At 48.1% G+C, this 17,784-nt stretch carries 15 protein-coding genes; 10 read left to right on the plus strand and 5 right to left on the minus strand.

The window, feature by feature from the left end; genetic code table 11:
• Positions 1 to 4: 4 nt before the first annotated feature.
• Both JHJ32_RS17205 and argS read right to left on the minus strand, forming a co-directional pair.
• Positions 5 to 1,069: an oxidoreductase gene (locus JHJ32_RS17205; protein WP_200121788.1), complete on the minus strand. Its 1,065-nt coding sequence runs from the start codon at positions 1,067 to 1,069 to the stop codon at positions 5 to 7.
• Positions 1,069 to 2,853 (minus strand): arginine--tRNA ligase, encoded by a 1,785-nt coding sequence (argS, locus tag JHJ32_RS17210; protein WP_200121790.1) that lies wholly within the window; start codon positions 2,851 to 2,853, stop codon positions 1,069 to 1,071. The genes JHJ32_RS17205 and argS overlap by 1 nt, the downstream gene beginning before the upstream one ends.
• A gap of 197 nt (positions 2,854 to 3,050) precedes the next feature.
• Here argS and JHJ32_RS17215 point away from each other — a divergent pair, with 197 nt between their 5' ends.
• From JHJ32_RS17215 to JHJ32_RS17225, 3 genes are all read left to right on the plus strand, one after another.
• Positions 3,051 to 4,442: an arginine decarboxylase gene (locus JHJ32_RS17215; protein ID WP_079715561.1), complete on the plus strand. Its 1,392-nt coding sequence runs from the start codon at positions 3,051 to 3,053 to the stop codon at positions 4,440 to 4,442.
• 62 nt (positions 4,443 to 4,504) lie between these two features.
• Positions 4,505 to 5,074, plus strand: coding sequence for a hypothetical protein (locus tag JHJ32_RS17220; RefSeq protein ID WP_079715560.1), 570 nt, complete (start codon positions 4,505 to 4,507; stop codon positions 5,072 to 5,074).
• An 18-nt stretch (positions 5,075 to 5,092) separates the two neighbouring features.
• Positions 5,093 to 5,599 carry a hypothetical protein gene (locus JHJ32_RS17225; protein ID WP_176146093.1) on the plus strand — a complete coding sequence of 169 codons (507 nt, stop codon included), beginning with the start codon at positions 5,093 to 5,095 and terminating at the stop codon, positions 5,597 to 5,599.
• On the opposite strand, the gene JHJ32_RS17230 is transcribed toward JHJ32_RS17225, so the two are convergent.
• On the minus strand, positions 5,574 to 6,407 hold the full coding sequence (locus tag JHJ32_RS17230) for a lysylphosphatidylglycerol synthase transmembrane domain-containing protein (protein ID WP_200121791.1): 834 nt from the start codon (positions 6,405 to 6,407) through the stop codon (positions 5,574 to 5,576). The genes JHJ32_RS17225 and JHJ32_RS17230 overlap by 26 nt on opposite strands.
• Positions 6,400 to 7,371, minus strand: a complete 972-nt coding sequence (locus tag JHJ32_RS17235; RefSeq protein ID WP_079715558.1) for a glycosyltransferase family 2 protein — start codon at positions 7,369 to 7,371, stop codon at positions 6,400 to 6,402. The genes JHJ32_RS17230 and JHJ32_RS17235 overlap by 8 nt, the downstream gene beginning before the upstream one ends.
• Before the next feature lie 81 nt (positions 7,372 to 7,452).
• On the opposite strand from JHJ32_RS17235, the gene JHJ32_RS17240 reads away from it, so the two are divergent.
• From JHJ32_RS17240 to JHJ32_RS17255, 4 genes are all read left to right on the plus strand, one after another.
• Positions 7,453 to 9,123 carry a glycosyltransferase family 39 protein gene (locus JHJ32_RS17240; RefSeq protein ID WP_200121793.1) on the plus strand — a complete coding sequence of 557 codons (1,671 nt, stop codon included), beginning with the start codon at positions 7,453 to 7,455 and terminating at the stop codon, positions 9,121 to 9,123.
• Between the two features lie 17 nt (positions 9,124 to 9,140).
• Positions 9,141 to 10,172 carry an NAD-dependent epimerase gene (locus JHJ32_RS17245; RefSeq protein WP_200121795.1) on the plus strand — a complete coding sequence of 344 codons (1,032 nt, stop codon included), beginning with the start codon at positions 9,141 to 9,143 and terminating at the stop codon, positions 10,170 to 10,172.
• A gap of 67 nt (positions 10,173 to 10,239) precedes the next feature.
• Positions 10,240 to 11,658, plus strand: a complete 1,419-nt coding sequence (locus tag JHJ32_RS17250) for an exonuclease domain-containing protein (RefSeq protein ID WP_200121797.1) — start codon at positions 10,240 to 10,242, stop codon at positions 11,656 to 11,658.
• 218 nt (positions 11,659 to 11,876) lie between these two features.
• Positions 11,877 to 12,377: a DinB family protein gene (locus tag JHJ32_RS17255; RefSeq protein ID WP_200121798.1), complete on the plus strand. Its 501-nt coding sequence runs from the start codon at positions 11,877 to 11,879 to the stop codon at positions 12,375 to 12,377.
• A 59-nt stretch (positions 12,378 to 12,436) separates the two neighbouring features.
• On the opposite strand, the gene JHJ32_RS17260 is transcribed toward JHJ32_RS17255, so the two are convergent.
• Positions 12,437 to 13,663, minus strand: coding sequence for an MFS transporter (locus JHJ32_RS17260; RefSeq protein WP_233632722.1), 1,227 nt, complete (start codon positions 13,661 to 13,663; stop codon positions 12,437 to 12,439).
• Positions 13,664 to 13,799: 136 nt separating this feature from the next.
• On the opposite strand from JHJ32_RS17260, the gene fsa reads away from it, so the two are divergent.
• The 3 genes from fsa to pbpC all read left to right on the plus strand — a co-directional run bounded on the left by fsa (position 13,800) and on the right by pbpC (position 17,784).
• Positions 13,800 to 14,462, plus strand: a complete 663-nt coding sequence (gene fsa / locus JHJ32_RS17265; RefSeq protein WP_079715553.1) for a fructose-6-phosphate aldolase — start codon at positions 13,800 to 13,802, stop codon at positions 14,460 to 14,462.
• 60 nt (positions 14,463 to 14,522) lie between these two features.
• The gene (locus JHJ32_RS17270; RefSeq protein WP_079715552.1) at positions 14,523 to 14,984 is read left to right on the plus strand and encodes a Fur family transcriptional regulator; all 462 of its coding nucleotides are present in this window, start codon (positions 14,523 to 14,525) and stop codon (positions 14,982 to 14,984) included.
• A gap of 406 nt (positions 14,985 to 15,390) precedes the next feature.
• Positions 15,391 to 17,784: a penicillin-binding protein 1C gene (gene pbpC, locus JHJ32_RS17275; protein ID WP_370584534.1), complete on the plus strand. Its 2,394-nt coding sequence runs from the start codon at positions 15,391 to 15,393 to the stop codon at positions 17,782 to 17,784.

A 17,784-nucleotide genomic window follows, 5' to 3' on the forward strand; every position in this document is an offset into this window, starting at 1 on the left:
TAAGCTATAAGTTAAAATCCACCGTTCGCCGCTCCATCCAACTTTTTTCAGCCAGCTCTATGATACGGATAACGTTACGTGCCTCTTCGGGCTTTACAGCAAGTGTTTGCCGACCCAAAACGGCGGCCCAGATATTCCGGTAAAACGCTGGATAGTTACCGCGCTCACTTTCGATATATTCAATGATATCCGTACCGGCTTGAAGTACATTCAGTTTTCCCCATATGTCACTGGATTCCCTCCCCCAATCGGGATTCCCACGAGGTGATTCCCCTGCTTTGAGGGCTGCTTCCTGAGGATCCACACCGTATTTTACAAAAGCTCCGTTCAAACCATACAGCGCATAGCGCGGCGACGGCTCCTTTACAAGCATCGCACCTTTCAACGACACCTTGAGTTGCGGGTAGTGAAGGATAAGTTCAAAGTCATCCACCGCCTGTGCACCAGGCCGCTGCTTGCGCAGATCGGCATTGATGGCTTCGGGGGTTCCAAACAGTTGAAGGGACTGATCAATAAGATGTGCGCCCAAGTCGTAGAGAATACCCGATCCGGGCAGTCCGGCCTCACGCCAGGCACCTTCCCTAAGCGTATTACGGAACCGGTCATATCGCGCTTCAAAGGAAACCAGCCGACCTAGTCGGCCACTTTCCATCACCTTTTTGACTGTCAGGAAATCGCTGTTCCAGCGGGCATTGTGGTGCACGCTGAGCAGCAACCCTCGCTCCTTGGCCAACGTTATCAGTTCATCCGCCTCCGCTGCGGTATTGGTAAAAGGCTTCTCTACCACTACATGTTTGCCGGCGAGCAATGCAGCTTTGGCGAGTGTATAATGCACATCGTTCGAAGTAGCCACCACGACCAAATCTATGTCATCATCATGGATGATGTCATCCGCATGTGCCACAACGGCTACCCCGGGATACCGTTCTCGCAGCACTTTTTGTTGCTCCGGCTTGCGAGCACTTACACTACGCAACCGCAAACCGTCGATAGCCGTAATGACTGGGGCATGAAACACTTGCCCCGCCATACCAAAGCCGATAAGTCCAACGTTAACCTCGCTTGCCATCACATTCGCTCTGGAACCGCAATTCCCAACAATTTCATGCCTCCTGCAAGTATACGGGCCGTAGCTGACGATAGATGTAGCCTGAACACCCGCAATTCCTCTTCATCGGCCTTAAGAATAGATTCCTCATGGTAAAATTTGTTATATTGCTTGGCGACTTCATAGCAATAGTTGGCCAATTGTGCTGGGCTGAACTCCTTAGCCGACGCTTCGATGATAACCGGATAATTATACAACAGCTGAATCAAGTCGCGCTCGCTGGAAGCTAGCGTTGCAGGCATCACTAATGGCGTATCCAATGAATAAGCCCCTTTAGTCAGTACCGATTTGATCCGTGCGTGAGTATATTGGATAAACGGCCCGGTATGTCCTTGAAAATCGATTGATTCGTTGGGATCAAAGAGCAATCGCTTTTTTGGTTCCACTTTAAGCAGGAAGTACTTTAATGCGCCCATACCGATGATATGGTAGAGATACTCCTTTTCCGTATCCGACAGCCCTTCGGTTTTTCCCAATTCTTCCGTCCGTTTTTTGGCGGTTTGATACATCTCGTCCATCAGGTCATCAGCATCAACCACCGTGCCTTCACGTGATTTCATTTTGCCGGATGGCAGGTCGACCATGCCATATGACAAGTGGAATAGGCCGGAAGCCCATGGCTTACCCAGCTTTTGGAAAATCAGGAAAAGCACCTTGAAATGATAATCCTGTTCATTCCCCACAACATAGATGGATTCGTCCATTTGGAAGTCATTATATTTCAACTGGGCAGTACCTAAGTCCTGTGTTATGTAGACAGACGTGCCGTCCCCTCTCAGTACCAACTTTTCATCCAGCCCATCCCCTGTCAGGTCTATCCATACGGAGTTGTCAGCCTTCCTGAAAAACACCCCTTTATCCAACCCTTCTTGAATGATATCCTTACCGAGAAGGTAGGTATCAGATTCGTAATAGTATTTATCGAAATCTACGCCAAGGCGGTCGTATGTCTGCTCGAATCCAGCGTATACCCAACCGTTCATCAACTTCCACAACGTAATCACCGATTCGTCGCCGGCCTCCCATCGTTGGAGCATTGCCTGCGCTTCGCGGATGATAGGTGCTTGTTTCTTGGCTTCCTCTTCGCTGAAGCCTTGCGACATCAATTCGTCTATCTCTTGTTTATATGCCTTATCAAACTGTACATAATATTTGCCTACGAGGTGATCCCCTTTTAGTCCACTGCTTTCGGGTGTTTCTCCGTTCCCCCACCGCTGCCAGGCCAACATCGATTTGCAGATATGGATACCGCGGTCGTTCACGAGGTTAGCCTTGATAACCTCATACCCGTATGCTTTCAGTATTTCAGCAACCGAATAACCCAGCAGGTTATTACGGATGTGTCCCAAGTGTAACGGCTTGTTGGTGTTTGGCGATGAATATTCGACCATTACCTTGCTTCCGTTCGAAGGAAATTTACCAAAACTTTCCCCAATAATGTGTGTTTTAAACACATCGGTCCAGTACGCGTCAGACAAGCTAAGGTTGAGAAAGCCCTTGATGGTGTTAAACGCGGCTAGTTCGGGAAGCTGTTCCTTTAGGTACGCGCCAATTTCGGCACCTGTGACTTCCGGAGATTTTTTGGAAAACCGCGTGATTGGAAACACAACAATGGTTAGCTGCCCCTCAAATTCTTTCCGCGTTTCTTGTATTGTTAGCTGATTTTCCGGGATATCGGAGTCATATAAGGCTTTGACTGCCTGCTGGGTATGATAAATAAGCTGTTGTTGTATCGTATTGACCATGTAAGTATTTAAGCATTAATTTCTTAGCATTGATATGCGAAATCGCAAATTTACATTAGATATATACATCGTTTCGTAGCGAAAATATATCTTTGCCAAACTTAGACAAACAGGCCATCATATGCAAATTGATGTTTGTCCAATTCGCCTCTGCCATTGAAACGCAGACGATTATTTAGAAGAAAAATATACAAAAAATGCAGAGCTATCAGGAATTTCTTGACCTAAGTGTAGGTTTCCCTCAGGATGGGTTTGAAATCATAGACGACGAGCTGTACTTCCATGATCTCAATCTGATGGAAATGATTGAGACATATGGAACGCCGTTGCGTTTCACCTACCTACCCATTATCAGTAAGAAGATACAGCAAGCCAAGATATTATTTCAAACGGCGATATTGAAACACAACTATCGCGGCACCTACAAATATTGCTATTGCACGAAAAGTTCGCATTTCAAGCATGTGGTGGAAGAAGCATTGAAAAATGACATCCACTTGGAGACTTCCTCAGCTTTTGATATGCCCATGATCGATGCATTGGAGAAGAAAGGAGTGGTTAATAAGGATATTACGGTCATCTGCAACGGATTCAAGACCTATCAGTATAAGCAGTACATTATCGATATGCTGCACGATGGGTACAAGAACATTATTCCCGTATTGGACAATAAAGAAGAGTTTAATATCTATGACGACGAGGTAGAGCTTGAAGAGCCCTGCAACCTTGGTATCCGTATTGCAGCGGAGGAACAGCCGGATTCACCGTTCTATACTTCCCGGTTGGGTATCCGTTTGGAGGATATCCTCGACTTCTATAACAACAAAGTTGCCCCCAATCCCAATTTCAGGGTCAAATTACTCCATTTTTTTATTAATTCAGGCATATCGGACACCCCCTATTATTGGAATGAGCTGGAGAAGTATGTCACACTTTACTGCAAGTTCAAAAAAATTAACCCAGACCTGGACACCCTTGACATCGGCGGGGGCATGCCGTTTAAGGATTCCTTGGTGCACGATTTCGATTATGAATACATGGTTAATGAAATCGTGAACCGTATCAAGCAAATCTGCGCAGTGCATGACGTTATGGAACCCGATATCATCACCGAATTCGGTAAGTATACCGTTGCGGAAGCTTCCGGCATTCTCTATAAGGTAATTGGCCGCAAGCAACAAAACGACCGCGAAAAATGGTTGATGCTGGATGGTTCGTTCATCACTAACTTACCTGATGTATGGGCGCTCAACCAAAAGTATATCTTACTGCCGATCAACAACTGGGACGCCGAATATGAGCGCGTAAATTTGGGAGGTATTACGTGTGACGGACAAGATTATTATAGCCAAGAGGCACATATCAATAGCGTGTTCATGCCGAAAACGCGTAAATTGCAATATCTTGGCTTTTTTCACACTGGCGCATATCAAGAGGTATTGAGCGGTTATGGCGGCATCCACCACTGTCTGCTCCCCTCGCCCAAGCATGTACTGGTGCGGAGAAACCGCGACGAAACGTTCAATTTTGAAGTGTTCGGCGAAGAGCAGAACAGCAAGCAGGTACTTCGGCTATTAGGTTATCAATAGCGCTTTGCAACATTGGAATAACTTTTGCAATATACTATATTTGACAAAGATATCTTCCGCATATGATGATCGTCAAGCATCAATCGCTAATTGTGATCCTCACGCTGTTGTGGGCCGCCTGTGGCAGTGATAAGTCCATCAGTGATCGGGTGGCGCTAAGTGAGGTAACTTATCACCTGGAATCCAATCCCGTGTTTGAGACCGCCGAAATGGAATACGGCGAAGTGAAATTCGACCAAAAATCAGATGCCGATCTCCTGGCAACGTATAAAGAATTGGAAAAAGGAGGATATGTGACACTCGAATTGCTTAAGGAGCGAAAGCGTTTCCTGGCCAAAGACAGCACCTTCGTATACCTTGTTAAGTTGACCAATAAGTCCATCCCATTCGTGCTTGAAAAGACGGATAAGAAAGCAACCGTGAAGACCGTCGAATATACGCTTGACGAAGACGGTGGAATTGCTGTTGAACAGACGGGCAAAAACCGGGCGAAAGCAACCGTAACACTCAAAAAGACCGAAACAGACTTCGTGGACTTTGCAAAAAAAGGTGCCGACAACAACGCTTCGTTTACTAAGAAGACCTATACACTCCGCTTCAATAAAGAAACGGGATGGGGCGTCACCAAATAGCAAACTCCCAGCAACAGGATGAAAGGAATAGGAACACTTATTGCTGTACAGGCCTTGCTTGCAACTGTTTCCGGCGTGCTGATATCACAGATGTCATTTGTCGGAAAGATGGGTATCAGCGTACTGTACAGCCAATATAACGTTTTCAAGATATGGTGGAAAATCGCATTATTGCTTTTTGCAATCCAACTGGCGCTCATTTTCGTATTATGGCTGGTAAAGGTACGTCTGAGCGGAAGAATGGCTTTCATTACCATCCTGCTATTTCTCATCGCCGGCCTTATCGGATCTTATTTCACCTATCTTGATTTTACGACGACCACCCATCGGTTAATGAAGGCGAGATTTCATTCCGGAGGCTACTTATTCTGGGGCGCTTGGGGGCTATCCTGCATTTATTTTATTATGATGCGCATCGTACGAAAACCGATTGACCAACAAGCGATGCCTGCTGCCACCGAGCCGGGGGCCATAAACGCCGCCATTTCCCAGGGGCCTCCTACTCCACCTCCTCCATTGCCTTGAGGGGAGTGCCTGCAAGCTGGTAACATATACCAAACAGCGACACCAATATGGTCATGCAGGAGAATAATAGCGCCACCGAGACAGCCACTTCAGGATCAAAGTCAAATCGCTGAGACGCCTGCAAAAACAGCCATTCCCGCACCCCAATCCCCGAAAACGACACCACACTTAGTATGGCGCTCAATAAGAATACCAAAAAATACACCAAACTTGCCGTTGTTGCTTTAAAGGCTGCCAACATCAGGTAAACACAAAGCAGTTGGAGCATCTGCACCACTAAGGAATACCCCAAACTTTTAAAAAAAATACGCCCGAACGTCGGAAATAGTTTATGGAGCACAAGGCGGGCTATCCATATGGTCATAGCAATGCCCGGCAGTACCGCGAGTTTCCATATACCCGGCAACAACACAACACCTATAGTCAACACCAACAACACGATGGCCACCAATCCGGATAGCCGGTCATTTAATACACTGGACGTAAGCGGTTTTACCGCCCACCCAAACCGCCTATTGAGTACATATATTTTATAAGCATCCCCACCGATCCCCCCGGGGATAAAAAAATTGTAAAACATACCTAATAAGTACAGCGCGTGGTTGCTTCCAGCATTTAGGTAGAACCCATTCGCATGAAAGTAGATCAGCAGGCGGAGCGACGAGACCCACTGCGAGGCGGTAAACGCTATTACTGCGAGTAGTAGGAACCCAAAGCGGGAAGTACTCACCAACGACCTCACGCCTGTGAGATCAATTTTGGTGAATACGACGTACAGCAAAACTGCACTGATAAGTATCCTAGCCAAACTGGCTACTACTTTCCTTGCTTTTTTCAAACGTACTGACTTTTCTGATAATAAACGGGCGTTTGTCCTGCGACTCATAATAGGTTTTCATCTGCAGATCCACCACGATGCCGATAGTGAAAAACTGTATCCCCACGAATACTAGCAGCACACCCAAAATAAGCAACGGTCGGCCGCCTATCTCGTTGCCAAGCAATTTTTCGATCAACAGGTATACATTGATGATGAAGCCCAGCGAAAACGTCAACAGCCCCAAATTGCCAAACAGGTAAATGGGCTTTTGAAGGTAACGTTGCGTAAAAAGCAGCAGCAGGAGATCATTAATCACCTTGAATGTACGGCCAATACCATATTTTGAGACACCAAAACGACGGGCATGATGTTTCACGGGCACTTGCTTGATGCGCGCGCCATTGAGGTGAGCCAACAGCGTGATGAATCGATGCGACTCGCCGTACAGTAGGAGTTCTTTAGCGGTATCCCGGGTGAACACCTTAAGGGCGCACCCATGGTCGCGGATATTGAGCTTCGTTGTACGCCGGATGATGGAATTGGCTATCCGCGATGGGAATGTTCGGATAATATTGTCTTGGCGTTTCTGCCTTTCGCCGATGACCAAATCGTAATCGCCAGCCTCCAATACATCGACCATCATAGGGATGTCCGATGGATCGTTTTGCAGGTCGCCGTCAAGCGTGATGATATAATCTCCGCGTGCACTGTCGATCCCTGCCATCAATGCCGAGCTTTGTCCATAATTCTTCTTGAATTCGATTAGGATCACGTGCGGGTCTGCACTTCTTTTGACAGCGTGACGTGTGCCGTCTGATGAGAAGTCATCAACCAAAATCAACTCGTACCGCAGGCCCCGCATTGCCTCGGTAATGGCTGCGATCAATAAAGGCACATTCTCCTCCTCGTTGTATAACGGGATGACTATTGAGTAAAAACGGCTGCTGTCCATGTTGTATGCTGATAGTTTTGTTTATTTTTGCGCCTCCAATTGCACCTATACGGGCGCAAATTTATTGATTTAATGCAAGTAATGAGCACGCAATTATCAGATAAGGATTTCATCGTCCTTTATGTCGCCCTTTCGGTTGCTTATTTTTTGGGGTTATTTGTCCCATTGATGGAAAACGACGCAGCGCAACACGCCTCCATGGCTATGCGCATGGCGTTGAATAACGACTATTTCCATATCTACAAGGGAAATGAACCATATCTCGACAAACCACACCTCCATTTCTGGCTGGCCGCCTGGTCAATGAAACTATTTGGCATTAACCATATCGCGTACCGCATTCCGGCCTTTCTGTTTCTTGCCATGGCAGCGGCATGCACTTATAAACTCACACACATGCTGTACCGCGACCGCGCGATGGCTCATGTAGCAGCTTTGATGTTCTTGTCGGCACAGACCATTGTACTTTCAGCGCATGACGTCCGTACCGACGCAATACTTACCGGCGCAGTCATCTTTGGTGTTTACCACGTCGTCGCCTATATAAAAAACGGAGCAAGCGTACACATCCTGTTTGGCGGATTAGGGGCAGCAATGGCGCTGGGTGCAAAGGGGATGGTCGGTGTGGGTATTATTGGCGTGTGCGTGTTCGCTTATCTGTTGTATAGCCGTGAGTGGGGCCAGTTCTTTCGCTGGAAAGTGCTTTTGGGGCTCATGTCCTTTGTTGTGGGGATAACGCCCGTCCTTTATGCATATTACCAGCAGTTCGATCTGCATCCCGAAATGCTTGTACGTGGCGAATATGGCGTTTCTGGTGTGCGCTTCATCCTTTGGGATCAAAGTTTCAAACGGTTCAGTGGCGAAGATTTCGGGGCCAACAGCCCTGATTACCTTTTTTTCTTTCATAGCCTGCTATGGGTGTTCATACCATTTTCTGTGCCGTTGTATGGCGGCGTCTTTAGTCGGACATGGTATTTTATCAAAAGCAGATTTTCCAAATCCAATGGATGCGAGTTCCTTACCGTTGGCGGGTTTTGGATGATTATGTTGATTTTCAGTTTTTCGAAGTTCAAGTTGCCTCACTACCTCAACAGCCTTATTCCGATTATCAGCATCCTCACGGCCTCTTACCTATTCCAATTGGGCAAACAGCCTGCAGTGCGGACAACTAAAATCTATTTGCTGGCCGAATACCTGTTGATCGGCATTGGGCTTGCACTGATGTTCTATCTAGCTGGCTTCGCGTTTGGCGTTCCAAGCGTTGGCGGCCTTCTACTGGTGGCGGGCGCAGGCGTGCTTCTCGCACGCTCCGTCTGGTCGAACAAGGCCCTTACATCACGTATCGTTGCAATAGGCATATATTTTGCCGCCATGCTTAATATTTTCTTAAATACGCAATTCTACCCCCAACTAACACAGTATCAAGCCGGTTTACAGATCGCCAAACAAATTCGGGAACAGGGAATCGAGCCGAAAGACATTGTCATGCCTGATCACTACACGAACTGGACGCTGGACTTTTATACACAAACCAATATTGAGCGAATTCCCATGGACGCCGCCATCCAAGCAACGGCAAAATACCTTTTTATATCAGCTCCGGATATGGAACAGTGGAAAGCTGCCGGACGATCGTATGAAACCGTAGCTGAAGCTTCCCATTACCGGATTACCCGGTTGAAGCCGGCTTTCCTCAACGCGGAGACAAGAAGCGAGCAATTGAGCCGCTATATATTGGTCAAGGTGATGTAACCCCAAAATCAACAGAAATGAATGTATTAGTTACCGGAGCTGCAGGTTTCATTGGTTTTCACTTGGTGCGTATGCTCCTTGATGAAGGACATCGTGTGGTTGGGCTCGACAACATCAATGATTATTACGATGTCAAACTCAAATATGCGCGATTGGCTTCCTGCGGAATCCGCCAAGTCGATCTTCCGGCTGACCAGCTGGTCCAAAGCGAGACCCATGAAAACTATCATTTCGTGAAAGCAGACATCGCGGGCATGGAGCAGCTCGAGCCGCTTTTCCGCAACCAGCATTTCGATGCCGTGCTGCACATGGCTGCGCAGGTGGGCGTACGTTATTCGCTCGAGAATCCACAGGCGTATACACACTCCAACCTCATCGGCTTCATCAATATCTTGGAATGTTGCAGACACTACAACGTCGGGCATCTTATTTATGCGTCCAGCTCATCGATATACGGACTGAACAATAAAATACCGTTCAGCGAAGCTGATCGTGTGGACCAGCCCGTGAGCTTATACGCAGCTACCAAAAGGAGCAATGAACTCGCTGCATACAGTTACAGCCACCTTTATGGATTAAAGACCACCGGACTACGCTTCTTTACCGTATACGGCCCGTGGGGCAGACCCGACATGGCCATGTTTCTCTTCGTTGATGCTATTCTCAAAGGCAAGCCGCTTAAGGTATTCAACAACGGTAACTTAGCTCGCGATTTCACTTACATTGATGATATCGTGGGTGGAATAAAGCTCGTGTTAAACAACAAGAATCATGCGATGGACTTGCCAAAAAACGCGGTGTATAATATTGGCAATAGCAAATCCGTGAAGCTCCTCGACTTTATTGAGGCCATCGAAAAGCATACGGGCAAAAAGGCCGTTAAAGAACTGTTGCCTATGCAACCGGGGGATGTAGAAACGACCTGGGCTGATGTCAGTAAGTTGGCAGATACCTTCGGCTACAAACCCCAAACGCCTGTCGATATCGGGGTCAAACATTTTGTCGAATGGTACCTGTGGTATACCGGGCAAAGTCAGTTTATTGCCTGATACCTTCTGGTATTTCTGCCTCATCAATTTTTGGCGAACCACTAATTATTTTAGTATATTTGCCGGTATGGGGCGCCCGTCTGCACATACCGAATACGCCATCGTGGATATTGAGACCACCGGAGGATATGCGTCCGGAAGCGGCATCACGGAAATTGCCATTCTCATTCATGATGGACAAGAGATAGTTGAACGGTTTGAGTCGCTCATCAACCCCCAGTGTCCTATACCATTGTCCATCCAAGCCTTAACAGGCATCACCAATGAGATGGTTGCCGATAGCCCGACATTTGATAAATTGGCAAGCCGCATTTATCAGCTACTTGATGGCCGTGTTTTCGTGGCGCACAACGTCAATTTCGACTATTCATTCTTGAGGCATCACCTCGAAATAGCCGGGTTTCACCTTTCAGCACCTAAGTTGTGCACAGTACGTATAAGTCGAAAAATCAAACCGGGCTTCCTATCTTATAGCTTGGGGCGGTTATGCGATGCAATGGGCATCCCTATAAATAGCCGTCACCGGGCGGGAGGCGACGCCCAGGCCACAGCCACCTTATTTACCCAGTTGATGACACTGGATGTCGATGGAATCATTCCCGAAATGTTGAAGAAAACATCCAAACATCAACAGTTGCCTCCTAACCTTCCGAAGGAACAATTCGACAGCCTCCCCACTGCTCCGGGCGTCTATCATTTCAGGGATCAGGGCGGCCAGGTCATCTATGTAGGTAAAGCACGGAATATACGCAACCGGGTAGCGCAGCATTTCAGCGGACACAACCCCAACCGTCAACGCCAACATTTTTTGCGCCATATCCATTCCGTTACATACGAGCGGTGCGGCACTGAACTACTCGCGCTGCTCCTCGAAGCGATCGAAATCAAGCGGCTGTGGCCTGTTTACAACCGTGCGCTGAAACGCTTTGAACCGAAGTATGCTTTATATACTTACCAAGATCAAGGGGGGTACCTTCGCCTTGCCGTTGGAAAGCATGCCAAGCACCACCAACATATCCAGCTATTCCACAGGCAACTGGATGCCTTTAACTTACTCCATCGATTAATCCGGCAATTTGACCTTCACGCCCATCGTTGTATCTTCGGGATACAGCCATCCGATTCCGTTCCATCTAAAGCTACTTCAGCCCTTCCAAGCGACGCTTTGTTGGACGTCCCACAAATGGAGTACAATCAACGTGTCCTATCGGCAATTGAACACCTCAACCAGCACTTGCCCACTTTCGCTGTTTTCGATAAAGGCCGTGAACCAGATGAACTAAGTTGCATCTGGGTCGAAAACGGGCATCTTTATGGCATGGGCTATGTAAGTCGTCAGACCGACATATGTGATGCAGTGGATATGAAAGCGTGCCTCACCCGCTACGATAGCAACCATTACATGATGCAACTCATTTACAGCTACGCAGAAAAACATCCGAGTCATATATGGAAACCCGGACAACCGCCCCCCAACTGTACTTGATGAAAACTGAAATTGTATCGCCCCTGTCCGTCACTTTCCAAACAATGTACCCGATCTTGCCAATACAAAGCTACCTAATAAGAGATGCTGGGGGCTTTCTACATAGCATAAACTCACCACCAAGCAGCAGACTAAAAAAACTTTATGCAATAGCCGGCTGCCATAGGGCTGTCAGCGAGGCCTGTTTTCTTTGTTACGGTAATCAAAAATAAATTGCAATGGAATCATTACAACAGGAAACCACTATCACGCTTTCGCAGTTACTGGCTCATTGGCAGGGGCACCGAAGCCTTACCCGGAAAGTTATCGACGCTTTTCCAGAAGACCAACTCTTATCGTACACCATTGGCGGCATGCGTACATTTGCTGAATTAGCGATGGAGCTGAACCGTATGGGGGCCACCGGCGCCCATGGTATCGCGACCGGTGAATGGAAGGAATTACATGACTTACGCGGCGCGGAAACAATAGACACAAGCCCGCAAACAAAAGCTGGCATCCTCAATCTATGGGATTGGAGTACAGCATACATCAACGGTATATGGCCGCAAGTTGCCCCTTTTCGGCTACAGGAGATCGATAACGCCTACGGCCAGTGGGAAGGCCAAGTTTGGTGGCACCTGTGTTACTTTATCGACAATGAAATTCATCACCGGGGGCAAGGCTACGTCTACCTTCGCGCGTTGGGCATCGAGCCGCCGGCATTCTGGGATAGGTAACATCTGATATCACGGCATCAGTCATTGATTTATCCGTGGCTGATAGCCGGAGATATGGCTTAAACAGGCACGTACTTCCGGTTGATGTGTTGCCAGATGTAGATAACGAAGCCCATAGCGATGAGCGATCCAGCTACCCCTTGGAAGAGCAAAGTATAATGAATGCCCCAAACCTGGGCGAGCGCACCGATAAACAGGCTCCCCAGCGGAAAAACACCTTGGAAAGCCATGATGTAGTAGCTGATAGCACGCGCCCGGTATGCTGGCATGGCATGCGTCTGGATATAGGTATTGATACTCGAATTCTGCACCATCATTCCCATGGAAGCAAGCAACGTGCTTACCAACGCAAGAGGTAGCCAAGAGGCAAATGAGAGCGCCAAAATACCAAGCGCGAATAATCCCGAAGCCTTCATTACACGGAAGCGCAGGTTAACGCCCATCGGCGTCCGAGCCATATAAACAGCTCCTGCCATCGCTCCCAAACCCGCCGCGCTCTCGAACCAGCTGAATGTGGTCGCATCACCATCAAACATTTCCCTTGCGATTACCGGCAGCAATGTTGTGTACGGGATGATTAACATACTGGACGCTGTCAGCAATAATATAAGGGACAGTATATGTGGCGAATGCTTTAAGTAAATAAAGCCCTCCTTAAAGCCATTCCAAGTGCTAGCCTGCCTGGCTTCTATCGGCTTCGTCGTTAGTCTCATGGATAATAGCGAACCGATCACCGCAATAAAGCTTACAAAATTGACCCCGAAGCAAACTGCCTCGCCGTAGGTACTTAGTAAAACACCCCCTAACGCCGGCCCGAGCATCCGCGCAGCATTGAATGCCGAAGAATTAAGAGCAATCGCATTAGGCAAATCGGCCTTATCGTCCACCAATTCGACCATAAGAGACTGTCGAGCAGTTACATCAAACGTGTTAATTACACCCTGAATTAAACTAAGCACTCCAATCCACCAAACGCTATAATATCCCAAAAACACCATCAGGGCCAGTGCACCGGCCTGAAGCATCAAACCACACTGCGTAATTACCACGATGCGATATTTTTGATGCCTATCCACGAAACTTCCGATAAACGGTGACAATACCAGCGATGGAATAAGCGCCGCAAAGGATACCAACCCTAGAATAAAGGCCGACTCAGTAAGCCGGTACACCAACCAACTGACAGCGATTCGCTGCATCCACGTACCCATCAGGGAAATGGCCTGTCCTGTAAAATGTAACCGGTAATTGCGATGTCTGAGCGCTCGGAAGAGATTCACCTCCATACTCGCACAAAAGTCATACCACGCGCGGCTACCGCCTTCAATCTAAACTACTTAAATATTTCGCTTTTTGCCACATTATCGTTATTTTTACATGCTGAAATTCACTGTTTCATTTTAACTTCTTTATCATTCAGACATGAAATTTTTTATTGATACCGCCAATCTACAACAAATCAAAGAAGCGCAAGATTTGGGCGTGTTGGACGGGGTAACGACCAATCCAAGCCTAATGGCCAAAGAAGGCATCACAGGCGAGGAAAATATCATCAACCACTACAAAGCCATTTGCGATATTGTAGACGGGGATGTCAGCGCAGAGGTGATTTCCACTGATTTCGATAATATTGTGAAAGAAGGGGAAGCTTTAGCCAAATTAAACGATAAGATCGTCGTGAAAGTACCCATGATTAAGGAAGGTATAAAAGCCATTAAGTATTTTACAAGCAGCGGCATCAAGACCAATTGCACACTGGTGTTTTCCGCCGGACAAGCACTGCTTGCCGCAAAAGCGGGAGCTACGTATGTATCCCCGTTCCTTGGCCGCCTCGACGATATATCAACGGACGGATTGTCGCTGATAGAAGACATCCGGTTGATATATGACAACTATGGATACGAAACACAAATATTGGCAGCCTCCATACGCCATGTCATGCATATTGTGGAATGCGCAAAAATCGGAGCTGATGTCATGACAGGGCCATTATCAGCCATATTGGGTCTGCTCAAACATCCGCTTACCGACAACGGCCTCGCCCAATTTTTGGCTGACCACGCTAAAGCCGCAGCCGGAAAGTAACAGTTGTATTGATCTTTTAAGCACCCATGGTCCGGCCATGGGTGCTTCAGCAAGCATGTGATGTTGACAGCAACAGGAAGAGAACAGGGCATCGCCGACGAAAAGTTCGTCCGCTTGCTCCGCCAAAACAAACTGAAAGTAACGCAACCCCGCCTCAGTGTACTTCAAATTGTTTCCGACAAAGACACCGCTATATCCCAGCCGGAACTTGAAAAATTACTGGGCGACGCGGTAGACCGTGTGACACTGTACCGGGTGCTTGCCACGTTCGAAGAAAAAGGCATCCTGCATAAAATATTTGACCTGCACGGTACAGCCACTTATGCGCTTTGTTCAACAGACTGCGACGAGCACCACCACCATGATGAGCATGTGCATTTTATCTGCTCGGCTTGCAATAGCATATATTGCTTAGACGAAATCAAGCTGCCTAAAATCAGCCTTCCTGAAGGTTACCAACTGACGTCCGTAGGCATTAACGCAGTGGGGTTATGCGCCCAATGCAAATCAGCCAGCAAATAACCCTCCTTTCCTCTGCAGATTGCCGTTTCCCCGTCAAACAGCAACAGGACAGCAGCTAAAACAGACCACAAAACCATCACTAAAGGAATAGCTAATTAATACATAAAAACCTATGAAACAACTCGTTATAACAGCAATATAACTTAGTTATACATGTCGGCCATTTTAGCAAACAATCATTTACCAACCCCGCTCCCTATCAGTTGCCGCCCACGCTTGAATTTGCTAACAATATAGCCATAGAATTAAGTAAAGCTTTAGCAAAATCATTTTTAAATATCAGATATTCTAATTGATAATATAATTACATGAACAAAATATACATTCATGTATTTTTAGCAAAATCCAAAACCATAGCTTGCCAAGGTGTCATGATATTTTGTACTTTAGCAAAATGATGACGGGGGTGCAAACATGGGCAAAGCGTTTCACTGGCTTTGGTAAAACGCCGAAAGGGGCGTTGGTCCTGACGTTGGCCGTTTTAATGACTGTCGTTTTCTATTTCTCGTTGCCCAAACCACTTTTCCGTACCCCTACCTCGTTTGTGGTCGTGGACGAAGCCGGTGCTCTTTTAGGTGCGTCGATAGCGGAAGACGGCCAATGGCGTTTTCCGATAGCGGATACCATTTCGGAAAAATTCATCGAGTGCATCATCGCCTTTGAGGACAAACGTTTTTATTTCCATCCAGGCATCGATCCTCTCGCGTTGCTACGCGCTGGGTGGCAAAATACGACAGGCAGGCGCGTGGTTAGCGGAGGCAGCACCATTAGTATGCAGGTTATCCGAATGAGCAGAAACAAACCGCGGACGGTTTGGCAAAAATGCATTGAAGCGTTTCTGGCGTTCCGGCTGGAAGTCAGTTACAGCAAGACGGCTATCCTTCGGATGTATTGCGCAAATGCCCCTTTCGGCAGTAATGTGGTCGGGTTGGACGCCGCTTCCTGGCGATATTTCGGTCGTGCATCACAACAGCTTTCATGGGCAGAAGCCGCGATGCTAGCCGTACTGCCCAACGCTCCATCGCTCATCCATCCAGGACGCAATCGGCAGCTGCTACTTGCCAAGCGCAATGCACTGCTGGATAAACTGTCCGCGCAAGGCACCCTCGACAGTGCTACCGCAGCATTAGCCAAGTTGGAACCGCTACCGGACAAACCGCGCCCCCTCCCGCGATTGGCTCCTCACCTTTTGGATCGGTTCAGGAAGGAATATCGCCAGCTCGGTACCGGCACCTCACGCCTCGAAACGTCACTCAAAGCCAATTTGCAACAGCAAATAGTCGATATTATTGATCGCCATCATCGCAGCCTGAGCGCCAACGGTATCCTCAATGCTGCAGCACTCGTGCTGAACGTCGAGACTGGCAACGCATTGGCTTACGTGGGCAATGTACATACTCCGCAAAACGTCGAGGCCGAAAGCCATGTAGATATGATAACCGCACTTCGTAGTCCCGGCAGCACACTGAAGCCCTTGCTCTACGCGGCAATGCTTACCGACGGGCTGATCCTGCCCCATACGTTGATCCCGGACATCCCCACGCAAATCGGCGGTTATACGCCACAAAATTATGATCTGGGCTATGACGGTGCTCTTCCGGCTTCCCGCGCGTTAAGCCGGTCACTCAACATTCCGGCAGTGAAGATGTTGCAACAGTACAAATACCAGCGCTTTCAGCCTTTTCTTCGCCAAGCAGGTATCGGCACGCTTAACAGACCGGCCGATTTCTATGGGCTATCCATGATTCTGGGGGGATGCGAGGTGACTATGTGGCAGCTTGCGGGAACATATGCCAGCATGGCTCGTACGTTGAACCATTATCGACGCCATGATGGTGGATACAGCCCGGCCGATTATCACGCCCCAAGCTATCAGAAAAACACCCATAGACCGCCTGGCGACGGCAGGGATCGAGCATCGCTGATTGACCACGCTTCGTTATATTTCACTTTCCAGGCGATGAACGAAGTAATGCGCCCTGGCGAGGAAGCGCTATGGGAGCAATTCACCTCATCGAAGAAAATAGCTTGGAAAACCGGCACAAGCTTCGGCTTCCGCGATGGATGGGCCATAGGACTTACACCCGGCCATGTGGTATGCGTATGGGTAGGCAATGCCGATGGCGAGGGACGGCCCGGCCTGACCGGTATTGAGACCGCTGCCCCAATCTTATTTGAAATTTTCGGGTTGCTGCCTCACCAAGGTTGGTTTGAAGTGCCATTAGACCGGATGGTGCAGACCGCTGTATGTCGCGAAAGCGGTCACCTCGCGGGGCAAGACTGCCCTAAACCCGATACCATCTACATCCCTGCACCGGGCCACCGCTCGTCCGTTTGTCCTTACCATCAACTTGTGCACACGAATAAGGGCGGCACACGACGGGTGACCGCCGACTGTGCCGCCCCGGGGGATATGATAACCACCTCCTGGTTTGTACTACCTCCGGCCATGGAGTTCTATTATAAGTCAAGGCACGCCAATTACCGCGAACTACCTCCTTTTGCCAGCGATTGCGCGGCCCACACGGAAGATTTGGTCATGGAAATGATTTACCCCAAAAATGACGCGAGAATTTACATACCTTTAGAAATTGATGGCCAGCGCGGTCAGGTCATCTTTAGTGCCGCACATCGCAGCAAAGGCAGCAAAATATATTGGCATCTTGATGAAACATTTGTGGGCGAAACGGAGACATTTCATCAGCTTGCGCTTGATGTGCCTGCGGGAATACACCGCATCACATTGGTTGACAACACCGGCGCACGCATTAGTCACCGATTCGAAATTTTAACGAAATAA

Origin of the sequence: Parapedobacter sp. ISTM3 (genome assembly GCF_016533505.1) — a bacterium.
Taxonomy (GTDB): domain Bacteria; phylum Bacteroidota; class Bacteroidia; order Sphingobacteriales; family Sphingobacteriaceae; genus Parapedobacter; species Parapedobacter luteus.

Bases quoted from the DNA above. Each gene is read 5' to 3' on its own strand.
- argS (WP_200121790.1), bottom strand. From the start codon at position 2,853: ATGGTCAATACGATACAACAACAGCTTATTTATCATACCCAGCAGGCA.
- JHJ32_RS17245 (WP_200121795.1), top strand. From the start codon at position 9,141: ATGAATGTATTAGTTACCGGAGCTGCAGGTTTCATTGGTTTTCACTTG.
- JHJ32_RS17255 (WP_200121798.1), top strand. From the start codon at position 11,877: ATGGAATCATTACAACAGGAAACCACTATCACGCTTTCGCAGTTACTG.
- JHJ32_RS17235 (WP_079715558.1), bottom strand. From the start codon at position 7,371: ATGGACAGCAGCCGTTTTTACTCAATAGTCATCCCGTTATACAACGAG.
- JHJ32_RS17250 (WP_200121797.1), top strand. From the start codon at position 10,240: ATGGGGCGCCCGTCTGCACATACCGAATACGCCATCGTGGATATTGAG.
- JHJ32_RS17270 (WP_079715552.1), top strand. From the start codon at position 14,523: ATGTTGACAGCAACAGGAAGAGAACAGGGCATCGCCGACGAAAAGTTC.
- fsa (WP_079715553.1), top strand. From the start codon at position 13,800: ATGAAATTTTTTATTGATACCGCCAATCTACAACAAATCAAAGAAGCG.
- JHJ32_RS17220 (WP_079715560.1), top strand. From the start codon at position 4,505: ATGATGATCGTCAAGCATCAATCGCTAATTGTGATCCTCACGCTGTTG.
- JHJ32_RS17225 (WP_176146093.1), top strand. From the start codon at position 5,093: ATGAAAGGAATAGGAACACTTATTGCTGTACAGGCCTTGCTTGCAACT.
- JHJ32_RS17215 (WP_079715561.1), top strand. From the start codon at position 3,051: ATGCAGAGCTATCAGGAATTTCTTGACCTAAGTGTAGGTTTCCCTCAG.
- JHJ32_RS17205 (WP_200121788.1), bottom strand. From the start codon at position 1,069: ATGGCAAGCGAGGTTAACGTTGGACTTATCGGCTTTGGTATGGCGGGG.
- JHJ32_RS17240 (WP_200121793.1), top strand. From the start codon at position 7,453: ATGAGCACGCAATTATCAGATAAGGATTTCATCGTCCTTTATGTCGCC.
- JHJ32_RS17260 (WP_233632722.1), bottom strand. From the start codon at position 13,663: ATGGAGGTGAATCTCTTCCGAGCGCTCAGACATCGCAATTACCGGTTA.